The sequence below is a fragment of the Variovorax sp. 770b2 genome (assembly GCF_900115685.1).
Taxonomy (GTDB): Bacteria; Pseudomonadota; Gammaproteobacteria; order Burkholderiales; family Burkholderiaceae_C; genus Variovorax.
The window spans coordinates 3,277,387-3,297,583 of sequence record NZ_FOXJ01000001.1 but is presented as its reverse complement, the minus strand read 5'-3'; the positions used below and the strand labels follow the sequence as shown (position 1 = coordinate 3,297,583).

At 68.5% G+C, this 20,197-nt stretch carries 10 protein-coding genes; 1 reads left to right on the top strand and 9 read right to left on the bottom strand.

All coding sequences use genetic code 11. The features are described from left to right. Positions 1-3: 3 nt before the first annotated feature. The 8 genes from BM133_RS15265 to BM133_RS15230 all read right to left on the bottom strand — a co-directional run bounded on the left by BM133_RS15265 (position 4) and on the right by BM133_RS15230 (position 9,994). On the bottom strand, positions 4-705 hold the full coding sequence (locus BM133_RS15265; protein ID WP_093434833.1) for a phosphoribosylanthranilate isomerase: 702 nt from the start codon (positions 703-705) through the stop codon (positions 4-6). Further along, on the bottom strand, positions 702-1,523 hold the full coding sequence (gene truA, locus BM133_RS15260; protein ID WP_093434832.1) for a tRNA pseudouridine(38-40) synthase TruA: 822 nt from the start codon (positions 1,521-1,523) through the stop codon (positions 702-704). The genes BM133_RS15265 and truA overlap by 4 nt, the downstream gene beginning before the upstream one ends. Before the next feature lie 27 nt (positions 1,524-1,550). Continuing rightward, entirely contained in the window at positions 1,551-4,334 is a 2,784-nt protein-coding gene (locus BM133_RS15255; RefSeq protein ID WP_093434830.1) for a FimV/HubP family polar landmark protein, read from the bottom strand. A 166-nt stretch (positions 4,335-4,500) separates the two neighbouring features. Continuing rightward, on the bottom strand, positions 4,501-5,643 hold the full coding sequence (gene asd / locus BM133_RS15250) for an aspartate-semialdehyde dehydrogenase (protein ID WP_093434829.1): 1,143 nt from the start codon (positions 5,641-5,643) through the stop codon (positions 4,501-4,503). Positions 5,644-5,732: 89 nt separating this feature from the next. Continuing rightward, positions 5,733-6,821, bottom strand: a complete 1,089-nt coding sequence (leuB, locus tag BM133_RS15245; RefSeq protein ID WP_093434827.1) for a 3-isopropylmalate dehydrogenase — start codon at positions 6,819-6,821, stop codon at positions 5,733-5,735. A 51-nt stretch (positions 6,822-6,872) separates the two neighbouring features. Then, the gene (leuD, locus tag BM133_RS15240; RefSeq protein WP_093434825.1) at positions 6,873-7,523 is read right to left on the bottom strand and encodes a 3-isopropylmalate dehydratase small subunit; all 651 of its coding nucleotides are present in this window, start codon (positions 7,521-7,523) and stop codon (positions 6,873-6,875) included. A 14-nt stretch (positions 7,524-7,537) separates the two neighbouring features. Further along, a complete protein-coding gene (gene leuC / locus BM133_RS15235) occupies positions 7,538-8,959 on the bottom strand; it encodes a 3-isopropylmalate dehydratase large subunit (RefSeq protein ID WP_093434823.1) in 1,422 nt (473 codons plus the stop codon). A gap of 39 nt (positions 8,960-8,998) precedes the next feature. Then, positions 8,999-9,994 carry a LysR substrate-binding domain-containing protein gene (locus BM133_RS15230; RefSeq protein WP_093434822.1) on the bottom strand — a complete coding sequence of 332 codons (996 nt, stop codon included), beginning with the start codon at positions 9,992-9,994 and terminating at the stop codon, positions 8,999-9,001. 223 nt (positions 9,995-10,217) lie between these two features. On the opposite strand from BM133_RS15230, the gene BM133_RS35150 reads away from it, so the two are divergent. Continuing rightward, complete coding sequence (locus BM133_RS35150) at positions 10,218-19,043, top strand: autotransporter-associated beta strand repeat-containing protein (RefSeq protein WP_093434820.1); 8,826 nt, start codon at positions 10,218-10,220, stop codon at positions 19,041-19,043. Positions 19,044-19,093: 50 nt separating this feature from the next. Here BM133_RS35150 and BM133_RS15220 read toward each other — a convergent pair whose 3' ends face one another. Then, positions 19,094-20,176, bottom strand: a complete 1,083-nt coding sequence (locus tag BM133_RS15220) for a purine-nucleoside phosphorylase (protein WP_093434818.1) — start codon at positions 20,174-20,176, stop codon at positions 19,094-19,096. Positions 20,177-20,197 lie beyond the last annotated feature (21 nt).

The window sequence follows — 20,197 nt, the reverse complement described above, 5'->3', positions numbered from 1 at the left end:
CGGCTAACTGGAGAAGGACGAGGCGTCTGCCGCCCTGACTGCGGCGACGAATTGCCGGATCTTGCCGGCGTCCTTCAGGCCCTTGTTCCCCGGGCCGTCGATTTCGACGCCCGAGCTCACATCAACGGACAGCGTCTTGCAGCGTGTCCGCAGGATGCGAATGCCATCGCTCACGTTTGCAGGTGTGAGCCCACCACTCAAGACGAGGTGAGCGTCGACGGCGGGTGGAAGAAGTGACCAATCGAAAGCCTTGCCGCCACCGCCATAACCTTCGACATGGGCGTCGAGCAGGATGGCCTGGGCGTGGGAGTAATCGGAAGCGTATTTTACGAGGTCGAAGCCGGCCCCGGCAGCCCCCAGCGGAATCCGGGCGGCGCGCATGTAGCGAAAGCGTCCCGGGCCGGTGGCTTCCTCGCACTGTCCGGACGTCTCTTCACCGTGGAACTGCGCGATGGCGCCCTTCACGCGGGCGAGTGACGCTATGACTTTGGGAGCATCCTCGTTCACGAAGAGGAGCACCGGCGTGATGAAAGGAGGCAGTCGCGAGGCGAGTTCGGCGGCACGTTCAGCCGTGATGGCGCGGGGGCTTTGGGCATAGAGCACGAAACCGACGGCATCGACACCGGCCTGGACCGCGGCATCCACGTCGGCCTCACGCGTGAGGCCACAGATCTTGATGCGGGTGCGGGGAGGCGATGACGTCATGGCGGACCATCATAAGGAGCACCGCCGGCCTGGAGCGTGGCCTCGGCCGGCAGACCCCACCTGGCGTCGTACAACGGGCCGAGGAAGTACAGGCCGTCCGCGGAGAAGGTGGGCGCCGCGACCTTGCGGCTGCGCGCCTGGAGCACCTCGGCGATCCACTCGGGCCGCTCGTCGCCGCGACCGATCCGCACGAGGCAGCCCATCAGGTTGCGGATCATGTGGTGCAGGAAGGCGTCGGCCTCGAACTCGAAGTGCCAACGGCATCGCTCGCCTTCGCCGACCCGCGTGATCTCGATGCGGCGCAGGTTCTTCACGGGCGATTTGGCCTGGCAGGCCGAGGCGCGGAACGAACTGAAGTCATGCGTGCCGATGAGCACGGTGGCGGCTTTGCGCATCGCTTCGCCATCGAGCGGGTGCATCGACCAGCCGACGCGGCCCGAATCCAGGCTCGGCCGCACCGGCGATTGCGAGAGCACGTAGAGGTAGCGGCGCGCGAGGGCACTGGCGCGGCAATGGAATTCGTCGGGCACCGGCTGGGCCCACTGCACCGCGATGTCGTCGGGCAGGAAGCGGTTGGTGCCGCGCATCCAGGAGAAGGGCTCGCGCTCGATGTCGGTGTCGAAGTGCACCACCTGCATCAGCGCGTGCACGCCGGCATCGGTGCGGCCGGCGCACAGCGTGCCGATGCGACCCGATGGGTCGGCGGCGAACTTCGCGAGGGCGGCCTCGAGCTTGTCCTGAACCGTGCGCCCTGAGCGCTGGCTCTGCCAGCCCTCGTACGCCTGGCCGTTGTAGCGGATGCCGAGCGCCAGCCTCACGAATTCAGGAAAGGAAACAGCAAGGGCTCAGCGCAGTTCCGCGAGCAGTTGCTTGGCTTGCGACTTGAGGTCGCCAGCGCTTTCGGCTTCGACTTCCTCGACCAGCGAGCGCGCGCCTTCGACGTCGCCGATGGCCTGCAGTTCGCGGGCGAGCGAGAGCTTGACGGCGTGGGGGCTGTCTTCGCCTTCGTCGTCGAGCGTGCTGGCGGCGCGTGCCGGTTCGGCGGCACCGTTGGAGCGGGCCGGCAGGCCTGCCAGTGCGCTCATGTCGAACTCGATGAAGCCCGAATCGGCAGGCAGCGCATTGCGCAGCATGGCCGGACGCGTGTTGTGCTCTGCATCGCCCAGGCTCGACGGCACGGTGTTGGGGGTCAAGGCGCCGGGGGCCGTGTCGAAATCGTTCTCCAGATCGACGGGCGTTGCCGCGTGACCGTTGGACAGCGGCGCGGCAGGGCGTGCCGTCGTCGGGGCGGGTGCATAAGCCGACTTGGGCAGGCTGGCGCCGACCGGTGCGTGGCTTGGTGCCGGTGCCAGTGGCACCGGTTGGCTCAGGTCCAGGTCGAAATCCAGCGGTGCCACCGAGGGCACGAAGGCCGGCGGCGGGGCCGAGGCGATCGGCGGCGGTGCAACGGGCGTCGGCACTGCGGCAACAGGCGGCTTGGCGGCGGATGCCAGTGCGCCTGCGAAGGCGGCCGTTTCGGCCTGGCTCGCGCTGCGGGGGGCGCCCGATTCGTACAGCGGATTGCCCGGATCGAGGTCCTTGCCCATGTCGACCACGCGGTTCCAGTCGGAACCCGCGCCGCCGGTCAGCTTGTGCACTTCGGTGGCCAGGCCTTCGTAGGCCCGCACGTCGCGGCGCTTGGCGTGGATTTCGAGCAGCTTCAAGTGGATGGCGGTGCGGTCCGGGTTCAGGCGGAGCGCTTCGCGCAGGATTTCCTCGGCCTGCAGGTCGCGGCCGTAGGCCAGGTAGACATCGGCTTCGGCGACGGGGTCGACATCGCCCGCATCGAGCTGGCTCGGCGAGTACGACAGCGACGAGACGGTGGAGTCGCCGCGGTGCTTGGTGTCCACCGATTCGCCGCCGCTGGCGCCGAAGAACGAGTCCTTCGGAATGCGGCTCTCGAGGAACACGCTTTCGCTCATTTCCTCGCGCCGGCGACCCAGCACGCGGTACAGCAGGAAGCCGACCAGGAGCGCGATCAGCGCGGCGCCGGCGAGCATCAGCGGGTTGTCCAGCAGTTCTTCGAAGAAGCTGCGTTCCGGCGGCGGCGGCGGAGCGGCCTTGACCACAGCCTTCGGAGCGGGAGCCGGTGCTGCAACTGCGGCGCTGGCTGCTGCTGCGGGGACGGCGGCGGCCTCCGTTGCCGAAGGCGCGACGGCGGGTTCGGCGGCAGCGGGTGCAGCAGCTGTCGCTTCCGGCGTGGGTGCGGCCGGTGCGGCGGCTGCCACCGCAGGAGCGGGTGCCGCAGGTGCCGGGACGGGCGCAGCCGCCACTGGCGCCGGTGCGGCGGCGGCTGGCGGCGACGTCGTGGCGCTGGTGGAAGGCGTTGGAACGGGGATTCCCGGTGCGGCAGGCGCCGGCGCTGCCGCCGCGGCGGGTGCCGACGATCCAGCGCCGGACTTGATCTTGTTCAGATCGTTGATGTTCTTGGACAGCTCCGCCACGCGGTTGCTGCTCTCCTGCGCCTGGCGGGCTTGCGCGAGCTTTTCGTCGGCCGCGCGGGTGGAGGCGCTGCCTTGCGAGATCGTGAGCTTGTCGGGTGCGCTGGCGGCCGCGTTGCGGTCTTCGACATTGGCCTGCAGTTTGCCCGAGGCCTTGCGGCTGGCGGCGGCGACGTTCGATGTCGGCGCGTTCTCGGCCAGGCGCTGGCGGTAGCTGCCGAAGTCGCGGCTTTGCGCGGTGACCGTGCGGCGTGCTTCCGCGGCGGGAACGGCGTTGGCTTCGGTCGAGCCCGGCAGATCGAGCACCGCGCCGGCCTTCATGCGGTTGACGTTGCCGCCAATGAACGCATCGGGGTTGGCGAGCAGCAGGGCGACCAGCATCTGGTCGAGGGACACGTCGGCCGGCTTGTGGGCGCCGGCAATCTTGCTGGCGGTATCGCCGCGCTGCACGGTGACCTGCTCGCCGCCACCGCTGGCGCGGGGGGCGGTGGCTGCAACTGCCGCGGGCGCAGCGGCGGGGGCTGCCGGGGTCGGCGCGGCGGCGACCGGCGGTGCTGCAGACGCTGCGGCCGCAGCGCGCTCACGGCGTGCGCGGGCTGCCGCGACGGCGGGGCGCTCGACCGGGGCGCTGATCTGGGGCGCCACAGGGGCGATCGGCGTGCTGGCGGCCGCCTGGGCCTGGCGCGTGACCGGCGGATCGAGCAGCACGGTGTAGTCGCGGACGATGCGGCCCGAGGAGCCGTTGGCTTCGAGCAACAGGTCGATGAACGGGTCGCTCAGCGGGCGGCTGCCGCTCAGGCGCACCACGTACTGGCCGCCTGCACGGCGCTGCAGCGTCGCCTTGACGTCGCTGAGCGCCGAGTTGTAGGGAACGCCCGCGTTCTTGAAGGCTTCGGCGGTGGCGATGTTGATCTTCAGGCCGTCCGCTTCGGCAGCGGCGATTTCGGTCACGTCGATCTCGGCGCGCAGCGGTTCGCCCAGCGCCGATTGCACCTTCAGCTGTCCCAGCGTGAAAGCGCTGGCGTCGGTGCTGGCCATCCCCAGGGCCACGGCGGCTGCCGCACCCAGGATGGAGAGGCGCCAACCGCTGGAGGACGGGGAGGGGCGAACGGCCGATGGGCGGGCCGCGGGCAACAGATGTCTTGTCATGCTGATAGGGGCGGCTCAGGCCCAGAATTTGTAAGAGGACGTTAGCATCATCACTCCGGACTGACAAGGCAATGCGCCTGTTCTACCCAGTGCGCGCATACTTACGAACACACTTTTCGTTGCCAAACTGCAACAATCCGGGATTCAAGGGCCTGAGCAGCCCGCATCAGGCCTCGAGCAGGATGCGCAGCATGCGGCGCAGCGGCTCCGCGGCGCCCCACAGCAGCTGGTCGCCGATGGTGAAGGCGCCCACGTATTCGGGGCCCATCGCCAGCTTGCGGATGCGGCCGACCGGAATGTTCATGGTGCCCGTCACCGCCACCGGCGTCAGGTCCTTCAGGGTCGCTTCGCGGGTGTTCGGCACCACGCTCGCCCAGGGGTTGTCGGCGGCGATCAGCGCTTCGATGTCGGCCACGGGCACGTCCTTCTTGAGCTTGAAGGTCAGTGCCTGGCTGTGGCAGCGCATCGCGCCGATGCGCACGCAGAAGCCGTCGACCGGCACGGCGGCGGTGCCGAAGCCCGCGCCCTGGCCGAGGATCTTGTTGGTTTCGGCGCCGGCCTTCCACTCTTCCTTGGACATGCCATCGCCCAGGTCCTTGTCGATCCAGGGGATCAGCGAGCCGCCGAGGGGGGCGCCGAAGTTGGCCGTTTCGGCGGCGCTCAGGTTCTGCTGCTTGTGCAGCACCTTGCGATCGATTTCGAGAATGGCCGACTTCGGATCGTCCAGCAGCGCGCGCACTTCGGTGTTGAGCGTGCCGAACTGGGTCAGCAGCTCGCGCATGTGCTGCGCGCCGCCGCCCGAGGCCGCCTGGTAGGTCATGCTGGTCATCCACTCGACCAGACCGGCCTTGTAGAGGGCGCCCACGCCCATGAGCATGCAGCTCACGGTGCAGTTGCCGCCGATCCAGTTCTTGCCGCCGTTGGTGAGCGCGTTCTGGATCACGGGGAGGTTGACCGGGTCCAGCACGATGACTGCGTCGTCCTGCATGCGCAGGGTGGAGGCGGCGTCGATCCAGTGGCCCGTCCAGCCGGCGGCGCGCAGCCTGGGGAAGACTTCGCTGGTGTAATCGCCGCCCTGGCAGGTGATGACGATGTCGCACTTCTTCAGTGCGTCGATGTCGTTCGCATCCTTCAGCGCGGTTTCGTTCTTGGCCATCGCCGGGGCCTTGCCGCCGGCGTTGGAAGTCGAGAAGAAGACCGGCTCGATGAGCCCGAAGTCGCCTTCGGCCTGCATGCGGTCCATCAGGACCGAGCCGACCATGCCGCGCCAGCCTACGAGGCCGACCAGAGGTTGAGATGCGTTCGCCATTTCAGTTTGCCCTTATGAAAAAAGAAAAAGTTGTCTTTTTTGCCCCCGACTCGTCGAGCCGGGGAGGGGCGTGACGAAGCGGGCTGCGGTTAGCCGGTAATCGTCTTTTTGGTGATTGCTGCAACGACCGCGTCGCCCATTTCGCGGGTGCCGACGCGCTTCGTACCTTCTGACCAGATGTCACCCGTGCGCAGGCCGGAGGCCAGCACGTCCTTGACCGCCGACTCGATACGGTCGGCAGCTTCGGGTTGGTTGAGTGAAAAGCGGAGCATCATGGCAGCGGACAGGATTGTAGCCAAAGGATTGGCAACCCCTTTGCCGGCAATGTCGGGCGCGCTGCCGTGGCTCGGCTCGTACAGGCCCTGGTTGCTCGAATTGAGCGAGGCCGAGGGCAGCATGCCGATCGAGCCGGTGAGCATCGCCGCCTCGTCCGAAAGGATGTCGCCGAACATGTTGCCGGTGACCACCACGTCGAACTTCTTGGGCGCCTTCACCAGCTGCATGGCCGCGTTGTCGACGTACATGTGGTCGAGCTCGACGTCCGGATATTCCTTGCCGATCTCGGTCACGATGTCCTTCCAGAACTGGAAGGTCTCCAGCACGTTCGCCTTGTCCACGCTGGTCACGCGCTTGCTGCGCTTGCGGGCCGCTTCGAAGGCCACGCGCGCGATGCGCTCGACCTCGGGGCGCGAGTAGCGCATCGTGTCGAAGGCTTCCTCGGCGCCCGGGAAGTGTCCGTCCACCGCGGTGCGGCGGCCGCGCGGCTGGCCGAAGTAGATGTCGCCGGTCAGCTCGCGAATGATGAGGATGTCCAGGCCCGAGATCAGTTCGGGCTTCAGGCTCGAAGCGTCGACCAGCTGCTCGTAGCAGATGGCCGGGCGGAAGTTCGCGAACAGGCCCAGGTTCTTGCGCAGGCCAAGGATGGCCTGCTCGGGGCGCAGCGGCCGGTCGAGCTTGTCGTACTTCCAGTCGCCGACTGCGCCGAACAGCACCGCGTCCGATTCCTTGGCGAGTTTGAGCGTCGACTCGGGCAGCGGATGGCCGTGCGCCTCGTAGGCCGCGCCGCCGACCAATGCCGACTCCATCTCGAACTTCAGGTCGAGCACATCGAGCACCTTGACGGCTTCCGCCACGATTTCGGTGCCGATGCCGTCACCCGGGAGAACTGCGATTTTCATAAGTTGGTCTGAAGCTTGAATGAGGATGGAATGCGAAAGAAATGCGGTCGCTCACGAGATCATCGTGTGCGCGAGCCAGGGCTTCTGCGCCAGGCGCTCGGTCTCGAAGGCCTTGATCTTGTCCTTGTGGCGCAGCGTGAGGCCGATGTCGTCCAGCCCGTTGATGAGGCAATACTTGCGGAAGGCCTGCACGTCGAACGCGAGCTCGCCGCCGTCCGGCTTCACCACCACCTGGCGCTCCAGGTCGATGGTCAGCGTGTAGCCGGGAAAGGCCAGCGCCTCGTCGAACAGCTGCGCGACCTGCGCTTCGGACAGCACGATCGGCAGCAGGCCGTTCTTGAAGCTGTTGTTGAAGAAGATGTCCGCGTAGCTCGGCGCAATGATCGCGCGGAAGCCATATTGGTCGAGCGCCCACGGCGCGTGTTCGCGCGACGAGCCGCAGCCGAAGTTCTTGCGCGCCAGCAGCACCGAGGCGCCCGCGTAGCGCGGCTGGTTCAGCACGAAGTCCGGATTCGGCTTGCGCGTTGTCGGGTCCTGGCCCGGAAAGCCCGCGTCCAGGTAGCGCCATTCGTCGAACAGGTTCACGCCGAAACCGGTCTTCTTGATCGACTTGAGGAATTGCTTCGGAATGATCGCGTCGGTATCGACGTTCTCTCGGTCCATGGGGGCCACGAGGCCCTTGTGCACGGTGAATTTCTGCATGTGATGTCTCCAGATCAGGCGAAGGTGCGCACGTCGACGAAGTGGCCGTGCACGGCGGCAGCGGCGGCCATGGCCGGGCTCACGAGGTGGGTGCGGCCACCGGCGCCCTGGCGGCCTTCGAAGTTGCGGTTCGAGGTCGATGCGCAGCGCTCGCCCGGCTCGAGCCGGTCGGCGTTCATCGCCAGGCACATCGAGCAGCCGGGCTCGCGCCATTCGAAGCCCGCGGCCTTGAAGATGAGGTCCAGCCCTTCGCGCTCGGCCTGTTCCTTCACCACGCCCGAACCGGGCACGACCATCGCGAGCTTCACGTTCTTGGCGACCTTTTGGCCAAGCTTCTTCACCACCGCGGCGGCTTCGCGCATGTCCTCGATGCGGCTGTTGGTGCACGAGCCGATGAACACCTTGTCGATGAAGATGTCGTTCATCGCCTTGTTCGGCTCCAGGCCCATGTAGACCAGCGCGCGCTCGATGGCGCCGCGCTTGCTCGCGTCTTTTTCCTTGTCGGGATCGGGCACGCGGCCGTTGATGTCGACCACCATTTCGGGCGAGGTGCCCCAGGTGACCTGCGGCGGGATCTGCGCGGCGTCCAGTTCGACCACGGCGTCGAAGACCGCGCCGGCGTCGGACTGCAGCGTGCGCCAGTAGGCCGCGGCCTGGTCCCATTCCACGCCGCTGGGTGCGAGCGGGCGGCCCTTGATGTAGGCGATGGTCTTTTCGTCGACCGCCACCAGCCCGGCGCGTGCGCCGGCTTCGATGGCCATGTTGCAGACCGTCATGCGGCCTTCCATGCTCAGGTCGCGAATGGCCGAGCCCGCGAATTCGATGGTGTAGCCCGTGCCGCCGGCGGTGCCGATCTTGCCGATGATGGCCAGCACGATGTCCTTGGCGGTGCAGCCGAGCGGCAGCTTGCCCTCGACCTTCACGAGCATGTTCTTGGCCTTCTTGCCCAGCAGCGTCTGCGTGGCCATGACGTGCTCGACCTCGCTGGTGCCGATGCCGTGCGCGAGCGCGCCGAACGCGCCGTGCGTGGAGGTGTGCGAGTCGCCGCAGACCACCGTCATGCCCGGCAGCGTCGCGCCCGACTCGGGGCCGATCACGTGCACGATGCCCTGGCGCTTGCTCAGGAACGGAAAGAACGCGGCGGCGCCGAATTCGGCAATGTTCTTGTCCAGCGTGGTGACCTGCTCCTTGCTGGTCGGGTCGGCAATGCCTTCGTAGCCGCGCTCCCAGCCGGTGGTCGGCGTGTTGTGGTCGGCCGTGGCCACCACCGAGCTGATGCGCCAGAGCTTGCGGCCCGCTTCGCGGAGGCCCTCGAAGGCCTGCGGGCTGGTCACCTCGTGCACCAGGTGGCGGTCGATGTAGAGGATCGCGGTGCCGTCTTCCTCGGTGTGGACGACGTGTTCGTCCCAGATCTTGTCGTAGAGCGTGCGTGCCATGTCGGTCTCTTGTCTTTCGTGGGGAAATGGATTGTCTGTCTATGCGGCCCGTGCCGCGAGGGGGGCGGTGCCTTCGGCTGGATGGACCTGGGCCGGACGGGCCGGATCGGCTGAATCAGCCGCCGCGTGCAGGTGGTTCACCAGCGTGCGCGCCGCCACCGGCAGGGTGGAGAAGTCGCGTGCCACCAGGCGGATCTCGCGCGCCGCCCAGGCGTCGTTGAGCGTGACGCTCACGAGGCCGCGGCCGATGCCGTTCTGCATGAGTTCGAAGGCGCGCTGCGGCATCACGCCGATGCCCAGGCCGTTCTCGATCATCCGGCACATGGCATCCAGGCCGGTGACGTGGATGCGCAGCTTCACGCTGCGCCCGGCGCCCAGCGCCGCCTCGTGCATCGCGACGTAGATCGAGCTGTTGGTGTGCAGGCCGACGTGGTCGAAGTCCAGCGAGTCGATGAAGTCGACGGCGCCGTGCGACGCCAGCGCGTGCCCCGTGGGAACGATCAGCGCGAGGCGGTCGTGCCGGTACGACAGGCTCTGCAGCTCGCCCGCGCCACCGGCCACGTGGCACACGCCCAGGTCGGCCGCGCCTTCCTGCACCGCGCGGATCACCTCGCTGCTCAGGTGCTCCTCCAGGTCGATCTTGATGGCCTCGTGCGCCCGGGTGAAGACGCCCAGGTCCTCGGGCAGGAACTGCACGATGGCCGAGATGTTGGCGTGCACCCGCACGTGGCCGCGCACGCCATCGGCGTATTCGCTGAGCTCGCCCTGCATCTTCTCCAGGCTGTAGAGCACCGAGCGGGCGTGGTGCAGGAGGCTTTCGCCCGCCGGCGTGAGGTCCACGCCGCGCGCGTGCCGGTAGAGCAGCGTGGTGCCGAGCGTGGCCTCCAGGTCCGACAGTCGCTTGCTGATGGCCGAGGCCGCGATGAATTCGCGCTCCGCCGCGCGCCCGATGCTGCCCAGCTCGCACACGGCCACGAACAGCTGCAGCGACGTGAGGTCGATGCGGCGGGCGAAGTTGCGTTCGGAGGTGGTCATGGGTCGTGGGCATCGCGGCTGGCGATGGGAAATTGCATTTTCTCCCCGTTTTTGTGTCTCTTGCATCTCAATCCGAGATGTCTGGGGTGGCGATCAGCGATGAGGGGCGTGTGGATCGCACCACAAATGAGGCCTATATAGCTAATTCAGGTGATGGCCCATTTTTGTTACTCGACGTAATCTGATGTAGATCAAATGTTTACCAAGTAACAAATAAGTCGTCATGAACACTTCTTTCCGCAGTCTTTGGAATAACTCGCTTGGCGCCTGGGTCGCCGTCTCGGAAATCGCCACGGCGCGGGGGAAACCGCAGCGTTCGTCCCGCGCCGGCGCGGCGCCGGACGGTGAGCGCGATGGCGGCACGCCGTTCCGGCTGAGCGGCTTGATGGCCGCGGTCGTGGTCGCGGTGGCCGGCGCGGGGCTCGTGGCGCCCGCTTGGGCGCAGAACCAGGTCATCGGTACCGCCGGTGCCGCTGGAGGCGGCGCCAACGGCGGCAAGGCCGGCGGGGCTGGCGGCTTCGGCGGTGGCGGCGGCGGCGGCAGCGGCGGTGGCGGTGCAGGTGGCGGTGGCGGCGGGTTCGGTGCCGGCGGTGGCGGCGCAGGCCTGACGACGTTTTCGGACAGCGGCGGAGCGGGCGGCGTCGGCAACGGCGCGGGCGCGGCTGGGGTTGGCGACTTCAACAGCCTCGGAGGTGCGGGCAACAACGGCGGCAGTGCCGGCGGCAACGGCGGTGGAGGCACTTCGGGCGCGGGCGGCGCGGCGCTGGTAGGCACCCCCACCGGCAACCTGGCGGGCGGAACGACCACGCGCAACATCACGAACGGCAACAGCACGATCACTGGCTCTGTCGCGGTGGGCGGCGGCGGCGGTGGCGGCGGCGGCGGGGGCGGCTTCAACGGCGGCACCGCCGGCACCGCCGGCGGTGCCGGCGTGCTCAACGTCAGCGGCGGCGCGACGACCATCAACGGTGCGCTGCTGATCGGCGGCGCGGGCGGCGGCGGCGCTGGCGGCACGGGCAATGGCCCCGGCGGCGCGGGCGGCGCGGGCGGTACCGGAAACGTCACGCTCTCGGGCGGCAACCTGTCGGCCGCGAGCATCGTGGTCGGCGGCTACAACGGCGGCACCGGCAGCGGGCGCGGGGGCGCCGGCGGCGCAGGCGGCGCCGGCACATTGACCATCACGGCCGGTTCGCTGACCACGGCTGGCGGCATCACGGTCAATGCCAACGGCCAGGTGGTCTACGCCTCCGGCGGCAACCCCGCGGCGGCCTACAACATCTCGGGCGCCGGCTCGGTCACGCAATCGGGCGCCAGCACCACGACGATGACCGGCACCAACACCTACACCGGCGGCACTACGATCTCGGGCGGCACCCTTCAGATCGGTAATGGCGGCACCACGGGCAGCCTTGCGGGCAACGTCACCAACAACGCGGCGCTGACCTTCAACCGGTCGAATGGCATCACCTTTGCGGGCACCATCAACGGCACCGGCCGCGTCACGCAAAGCGGTGGCGGCACGCTGACGCTTTCGGGCACCAACGGCTACACCGGCGGCACGTTCATCAACAACGGCACCGTCCAGGTGACGGCCGATGCGAACCTGGGCGGGGCGGCCGGCGGGGTCACGCTGAACAACGGCGCCACGCTGAGCACGACCGGCGCCTTCACCAGCGCGCGCAACGTGGCGCTCGCGGGCAACGGCAACATCGTCTCGAACGGCGCGCTCACGATGAGCGGCACCTTCAGCGGCAACGGCACCCTGTCGGTGAACGCGGGTGCCAACGCCATCACGATGACCAACGCCAACAACAACTTCGTTGGCGCGGTGAACCTCACGGGCGGCGCGACGGCGATCAATGACGTGGACGCGCTGACGCTTGGCACGCTCGCCATCACCGGCGCGCTGACGGTCACGAGCCACGGCAACCTGAACCTGGGCAGCGGCACGGCGGCTTCACTGAACGCCGCCAGCAACAACGGCAACGTCAACCAGACCGGCGCACTGGTCGTCGCGGGCACGAGCGCGATCAACGCGGGCACCGGCACCATCACCCTGACGAGCACGAACAACAACTTCGGCGGCGCAGTGTCCCTCACGGGCGGCACGACCCAGATCAACGACGTGAACGCGCTCACGCTCGGCACGCTCGCCACCGGCGCGCTGACCGTCACGAGCCACGGCGCGCTCGACCTGGGCAGCGGCACCGCGACCTCGCTGAGCGCCAGCAGCAACGGCGGTGCCATCACCCAGACCGGCGCCCTGGGCGTGACCGGCACGACCACGCTGGATGCAGGGACGGGTGCCATCACGCTGACGGACGCGAACAACAACTTCGGCGGCACCGTGAACCTCACGGGCGGCACCACCGCGATCAACGACCTGAATGCGTTGACACTCGGCACGATCGGCACCGGCGCCCTGACGGTCACCAGCCACGGCAATCTGAACCTGGGCAGCGGCACCGCCAATTCGTTGAATGCCAACAGCAACGGCGGCGCCATCACCCAGGCTGTCGGGGGCGGACTGGTCGTTCAGAACGCGAGCGCAATCAACGCGGGCACCGGCGCCATCACGCTGGCGAACGCGACCAACGATTTCCGCGGCGCCGTGAGCCTGACGGGCGATACGACCTCGATCAGGGACACGAACGCCCTGACGCTCGGCACGCTCGCGACCGGCGCGCTGACCGTTCGCAGCAACGGCTTGCTGAACCTGGGCAGCGGCACTGCGGCATCGATCGATGCCACCAGCGGCAACTCGGCCATCACGCAGACCGGCGGACTGAACGTGGCCGGCACGAGCGTGCTGAACGCCGGCACTGCCGACATCACGCTGAATCAGGCCACCAACAAGCTGGCGGGCGCCGTGACCTTCACGGGGCGCAACGTGGCGCTGGCAAACAACACCGGCCTGGTGCTGGGCGCCAGCACCGCAACCGGCACGTTCGCAGCCACAGCCGTCGGCGCGATCACGCAGACCGGTGCGTTGACCGTCGACGGCGCGAGCACGATCAACGCCGGCACGAACGCCATCACGCTGGCGAACGCGAACAACGATTTTGGCGGTGTCGTGAGCCTGACGGGCGGTACGACCTCGATCCGGGACGAGGACGCCCTGACGCTCGGCGTGCTCAATACCGGTGCGCTGACAGTTCGCAGCAACGGCACGCTGAACCTGGGCAGCGGCGTTGCGGCATCGATCAATGCGACCAGCGGCAACTCCCTCATCACGCAAACCGGCGCACTGAGCGTCGCAGGCACCACCACGCTCGACGCCGGAAACGCCGACATCACGCTGAACCAGGCCGCCAACAACTTCGCCGGCGCGGTCGGCACGACCGGGCGCAACGTCCAGATCAGAAACGGCGCCGCGCTGGTGCTGGGCGCGAGCAACGTGTCGGGCACGTTCGGGGCCACCGCCACCGGCGCGATCACGCAGACCGGTGCATTGAACGTCACGGGCGCGAGCACGATCAACGCGGGCACCAATGCCATCACGCTGGCGAACGCGGGCAACAATTTCATCGGCGTTGTGAACCTGACCGGCGGTGCGACGTCGATCAGGGACGCGAACCTGCTGACGCTCGGCACGCTCAATACCGGCGCGCTGACCGTTCAGAGCAACGGCGCGCTGAACCTGGGCAGCGGCGTCGCGGCATCGATCGATGCGACCAGCGGCAACGGCGCCATCTCGCAGACCGGCGCGTTGAACGTGGCCGGCGCGAGCACGGTCAACGCAGGCACAGGCACGATCATGCTGGCGAACGCGGGCAACGATTTCGGCGGCGCGCTGTCCCTTACCGGCGGCAAGACCACGATCATGGATGCGAATGCGCTGACGCTCGGCACGCTCAACACGGGCGCGCTGACGGCCACGAGCAAGGGCATGCTGAACCTGGGCAGCGGCGCCGCGGCTTCCCTGGATGCGACCAGCAACGGCGGCAACATCGTCCAGGCCGGCGCGCTGACCGTCGCGGGCACCAGCACGCTGACCGCAGGCGCAGGCGCCGTCTCGCTCGCGAACCCCGCCAACAACTTCGTCGGTGCGGTGACCGTGTCGGGCAGCAGCATCTCGCTGGCCGACGTCGACAACCTGAACGTCGCATCGCTCACCAATGGCACCAACGGCAGCGTGAGCCTCGTCGCCGGCGGCACGCTGACCTTGCCCTCCGCGTCCATCGACACCGGCACCGCCGCGCTGACGCTGGCCGCCAACGGCGGCGCGCTGGCAGTGAACAACGCCCTCTCGGGCGGCGCCGTTTCGCTCACCGCACGCGACGGCATCACGCTGGGCAGCGACGTGAGCGCCTCGGGCGCACTGAGCCTGAACGGCGGTGCCAACATCGCCCAGACGGCGGGCGTGATCACCACCACCACGCTGACGGGCGGCGCCACCGGCGCCGTGGTGCTGAACGGCTTGAACCAGATCGGCACGCTCGGCAACTTCACGGCCAACGGCCTGAGCCTGAACAACGCCGCTTCGCTGGCGATCAACGGCAACGTGGCGGCCGGCAGCAGCGCGAACTTCAATTCGCTCGGCGCGCTCACGCAGGGCGCGGGCAGCGTCGTCACGGCCGGCACCCTGACGGGCAGCTCGACCGGCAGCACGGCCCTGACCGGCGCCAACCAGATCGACACGCTCGGCGCCTTCACGGCCGCCGGCTTCAGCCTGAACAACGCGAAGTCGCTGACGGTCACCGGGCCGGTGGATGGCGGTGCGAGCGTTGCGCTCACCACGACCGCCGGCAACCTGGCGATCAACGGCGCGGTCAGCGGCACGGCCACGGCGCTCGTTTCGGCCGGCACGATCACGCAGGGCGCGGGCAGCGTCATCACCGCGGCCTCGCTCTCCGGCAGCGCGGTGGGCGACGCCACGCTCGACGGTGCGAACCAGATCGACGCGCTCGGCAACTTCACCGCCGCGAACCTGGCCCTGACCACCGCGAAGGCGCTCGCCGTCACCGGCAACGTCGTGGCGGGCAACATCGCGCTCGACGTCTCGAAGGGCGCGGTCGTCACGGGCAGTCTCCAGGCAACCGACGCCGCGGGCGGCACCACCGTCGCGACCGGCACCTCGCTGCAGATCGGCAACGGCGCCGCCACCGGCACGATCTCGGGCAACGTCATCGACAACGGTGCGCTCGCGTTCAACCGCAGCGACGCGGTCGACTTCGCCGGCAACATCGGCGGCACGGGCACGCTCACGCAAGCTGGCCCCGGCACGCTGACGCTCACCGGCGACGCCACCCACACCGGCGGCACCACGGTCAGTGCGGGCGCGCTGCAGATCGGCAACGGCGACAAGAGCGGCAGCATCGCCGGCAACATCACCAACAACAGCGAACTGGCCTTCAACCGCTCCGACGCGCTGAGCTTCGGCGGCGTCATCGACGGCTCGGGCATCGTGGTGCAGCGCGGCACCGGCACGCTCGAACTCACCGCCGGCAACACGTACACGGGCTCGACCTTCGTGGATGCCGGCACGCTGCGCGTGAACAACGCCACCGGCAGCGCGACCGGCACCGGCACGGTGTTCGTCGGCAACGGCGGCACGCTGGGCGGCGCGGGCACCATCGCCGGCGCGGTCGACATCGCCGACGGCGGCACGCTGGCCGCGGGCAACAGCCCCGGCGCGCTGAACACCGGCGCGCTGTCGCTGAGCGGCGGCTCGATCCTGAGCTACGAACTGGGCCAGGCGGGCAAGGTGGGCGGACCGCTCAACGACCTCATCAACGTGACCGGCAACCTCACGCTGGACGGCACGCTGAACGTCGCCGAATCCTCGGGCGGTACGTTCGGGCCCGGTCTCTATCGCCTCATCACGTACACCGGTTCGCTGACCGACAACGGGCTGAACGTCGGCACGGTGCCATTGGGCACGGTGGCGAGCGACCTGTCGGTGCAGACCTCGATCGCCAAGCAGGTCAACCTGGTGAACCGCGCCGGCTTCAGCCTCAACTTCTGGGACGGCGGCACCGGCGCCGACTACAACAACGGCGCGGCCAACGGCGGCTCCGGCACCTGGCGCGTGGGCGCGCCGGGCGACGGCTGGACCGACATGGACGGCACCCTCAACGCATCCTGGAAGCAGGACCAGTTCGCCATGTTCGGCGGCACGGGCGGCATCGTGACGGTCGACAAGTCGGGCGGCACGGTCAGCATCGGCGGCGCGCAGTTCATGGCCGACGGCTACGTGGTGCAGGGCGACGCGCTCAACATCAGCGGCGCCAGCACCGTGGTGCGCGTGGGCGACGGCATGGCGGCCGGCGCGAACATGACGGCCACCATCAACTCGGCCATCACCGGCACGGGCGGGCTGTCCAAGGAAGACTTCGGCACGCTGGTGCTGGGCGGCGCCAACACCTACACGGGCGGCACGACCGTCAAGGCCGGCGTGCTGCAGGGCAACACCACCAGCCTGCAGGGCGACATCGTGAACGACGCGAAGGTCACCTTCGACCAGGCGACGAACGGCACCTACGCCGGCACGATGAGCGGCACCGGCAGCGTGCGCAAGATCGGCACGGGCGAGCTCGAACTCGCGGCGGTCAACAGCTACAGCGGCGGCACGCAGGTGGATGCGGGCACCGTGAACGCCAGCATCACCGGTGCGCTGGGCACCGGACCAGTGTTCGTGGCGGGCGGCGCGGGGCTCGCGTTCAGCGGCACCGCGGAGGCAGGCAGCCTGCACATTTCCACGGCCGCGCGCGACGGCATCGTCAACGGCGGCTTCGTCGAGTTCAAGGACAGCAGCTCGGCCGGCAGCGCGACGCTGGTTACCGCCACCGACGCCAACGTGACCTTCTCGGGCACTGCAACGGCCGGCAACGCGACGATCGAGAACCGCGGCGGCGGCACGACGGTGTGGAACGACGCCACCGCCGGCAAGGCTCGCATCACCAACTACGCGGGCGGCCATACCGACTTCCTGGACAACGGCTCGGCCGGACAGGCGACGTTGGTCAACGAGACCGGCGGCGTCGTCGACTTCTTCGACAACGCGAAGGCCGACCAGGCAACGCTGGTGAACAAGGCAGGAGGCACGGTGCGCATCAGCAAGATGAGCACCGACGGCATCACCATCGGTTCGCTCGAAGGCGCGGGCCGGGTGCTGCTGGGCGCCAAGGCGTTGACCACCGGCGGGCTGAACACCGACACGGAAGTCTCGGGCGTGATCTCGGGCGTGGGCGGCTCGGTGGTGAAGGTCGGCACCGGCGCGCTCACGCTGTCGGGCGCCAACACCTACACGGGCGGCACGGTGCTGCATCAAGGGCGTTTGAACGTCGGCCACAACGAGGCGCTGGGCACGGGCGCGTTGTCGATGGACGACGACACGACGCTGGGCTTCAACGCCGATGGCCTGACCATCGCCAACGCGATCCAGCTCACGGGCCAGAACGATCCGGTCATCGACACCGGCGCCTTCAATGGCGCGCTGACTGGTGCGATCACCGGTGGCGGCTTCATCACCAAGGAAGGCACGGGCACGCTGACGCTGTCGGGCGCCAACAGCTACACCGGCGCGACCAACGTGGCACAAGGCACGCTGAAGGCGGGCGCGGCCAACACGCTCAGCGCCGCTTCGGCGCACAGCGTGGCGGCCGGCGCGACGCTCGATCTCGCGGGCTTCAGCCAGACGGTCGCCTCGCTCGCCAACAGCGGCACGGTGTCCCTCGCGGGCACCGCGCCGGGCGCCACGCTGACCGTGAACGGCAACTACGTCGGCAACAACGGCGTGCTGAAGCTGGCCACGGCGCTGAACAGCGGCAGCGGTCCGTCGGACCGGCTGGTGATCAACGGCGGCGCGGCCACCGGCAAGACCACCGTGCAGGTCACCAACCTCGGCGGCCTGGGTGCGCGCACCATCGGCAACGGGGTGGAGATCATCGGCGCGCAGAACGGCGCGACCACGACGGCACAGACGACCAAGGACGCGTTTGCACTCGCGGGCGGCCATGTCGATGCGGGCGCCTACGAGTACCGCCTGTACGCGGCCGATGCCAGCGGCGCCGGCGAAAGCTGGTACCTGCGCACCGACCCGGCACCGGGCTCCGCATCGGCATCGCCGACGCTGCCTGCGTACCGCGTGGAAGCCTCGCTCTATGCGGCGCTGCCGAGCCAGCTGCGCCAGGGCAATCTCGCGATGCTGGGCGACCTGCGCAAGCGCGTGGGCGACGACGACGTGAAGGGCACGGCCCCCACGCCGACCGGCTCGGACCGCCGCGCCTGGGCACGCGTGCTCTCGACCGACATCGACGTCCAGCAGGGCGGCACCGTCTCGCCGACCAGCAAGGGACGCCTCACGGGCTTCCAGGCCGGCACCGACCTGCTGGCCACGCCGAACTGGCGCGCGGGCCTTTACGTCGGCCAGCTCGACGGCGATGCAACGGTGAACGGTTTCGCGAGTGGCGTGAACAACCTGCGCACCGGCCGCAACGACCTGCGCAGCCAGTACGTGGGCATCTACGGCACCTACACCGGCGACAGCGGCTTCTATGCCGATGCCGTGGTGCAGTCGGGTCGCCATCGCTACACCGTGCAGCCCAATCTTTCGGGCGGTGTGGAAGGCAAGGGCAACAGCCTGCTGGGGTCGATCGAAGTGGGGCAGTCGTTCGAGCTAGGGGGCAGCGGCTGGCGCATCGAGCCGCAGTTGCAGCTGATCCACCAGCACATGGACCTGAGCAACTCGGCCATCCTCGGCGCCGTGGTCCAGCCTCAGGCTGACAGCGGTTGGATCGCCCGAGCCGGCGTGCGCGTGAAGGGCCAGATCGACACGGGCATGGGCGCATTGCAACCCTACGGCCGCTTCAACGTCTACAAGACCTCGAGCGGCACGGACATCGCGCGCTTCGTGAACGGCGCGACCACGACCGACATCGCGGCACCCACCGGCGGCACGAGCACCGAACTGGCGGGCGGTTTCACGTTGTCCCTGAGTGAATCGACCAGCCTCTACGGCGAAGTCGGCAAGCTCTGGTCCTCGGGCGGCGATGCCAAGGTCAAGAGCTCGATCAACGGATCGCTGGGCGTGCGCGTGAAGTGGTGAGGGACTGAGGCCTATGCCATGAAGAGCTGCCCCGGCGGGAGCTCTTCATGTCAGTTTGCAGGAACCCCCGCGCGCCAGACCGGCCAATTGCCGACGATCGCATCGACCAGCGGGCGACCCGCGATCACCAGATTGGCGGTGGCCAGTGGAAATCCGCCCGAATCGGCGGCGAGCGAGTCATAGGCGGTCTGCCTCGGATGCGGGCGGTCGAAATTGGAAGCCGTGCGCAGCACCGCCACGCGCTGCAGGTCGAGCAGTCCGGCCTGTGAGCCCCGCTTCAGTGCCTCGTAGGTTGCGTTGTCCTCCTGCTGGGTCGTGCAGTACTTGCCCTGCCCATCGGTCACGACCGACACCCAGCGCGTGGCGGTTTCGCCCAGGTACTTGCCGTGCCAGTAGGTGTCGCCGGCGGCGGTGTCGCATTGCAGCACCGACGGACGGGTCCTGGCGGCCGGTTCGAGGTACTGCGCGCGGTAGGCGCGTGCCTTGTCGTTGTCGATCAACGGCGCGCTGGCGGACAGGCTCAGGGCCTTCTGCAGCAGCCTTTCGTTCAATTTGAAGACTTCGGTCCGGTATTCGAAGGTGGGCTTCGAGTCCGGGTCCTTGGCGCCGATGCCGAAATAGCCCGAGGGCCAGCCCGAGGGCATTTCGCGCGCATCGATCTCGTGCGCGATGCCGAAGTCGACCAGGTACCGCGCCCACGTGGCCGAGCCGATGGTCGAGACATGCGGGTCGATGCCTGCGATGCCGGCGACCAGGAAGTAGGTGCGCGAAAGATCGAACTTTCCGCTGAACACCAGGGCCGTGATCGAGGTCGCGGCATTCGTGTGGCCCATGCCGGTAGTCACCTGGCACACCGAATCGGCGTTGCACCGGACCAACTGGTTGTCGGCCGACAGGCCCGGCACCTTGATCTCGCGCGTGAGCTTCAATGGCTCCCACCACACCTGGGCTTCGGGCACGAACATGCTGATGATCAGGACCTTGGGTGCGATCTGCGGTCGCGGCCCGAAGGACTCCGCCGAATCGGAGGACGCCGGGAGGGTGTCGGCCGCTGCGCAGCCGAACAGGAGAGCCGCGGCGGCGCCGGTCAACGCGCTTGCGAGCCATCGGGTCGTGGGTCGAAAAACAGGCATTCCTTTTTCTCCTTCATGCAG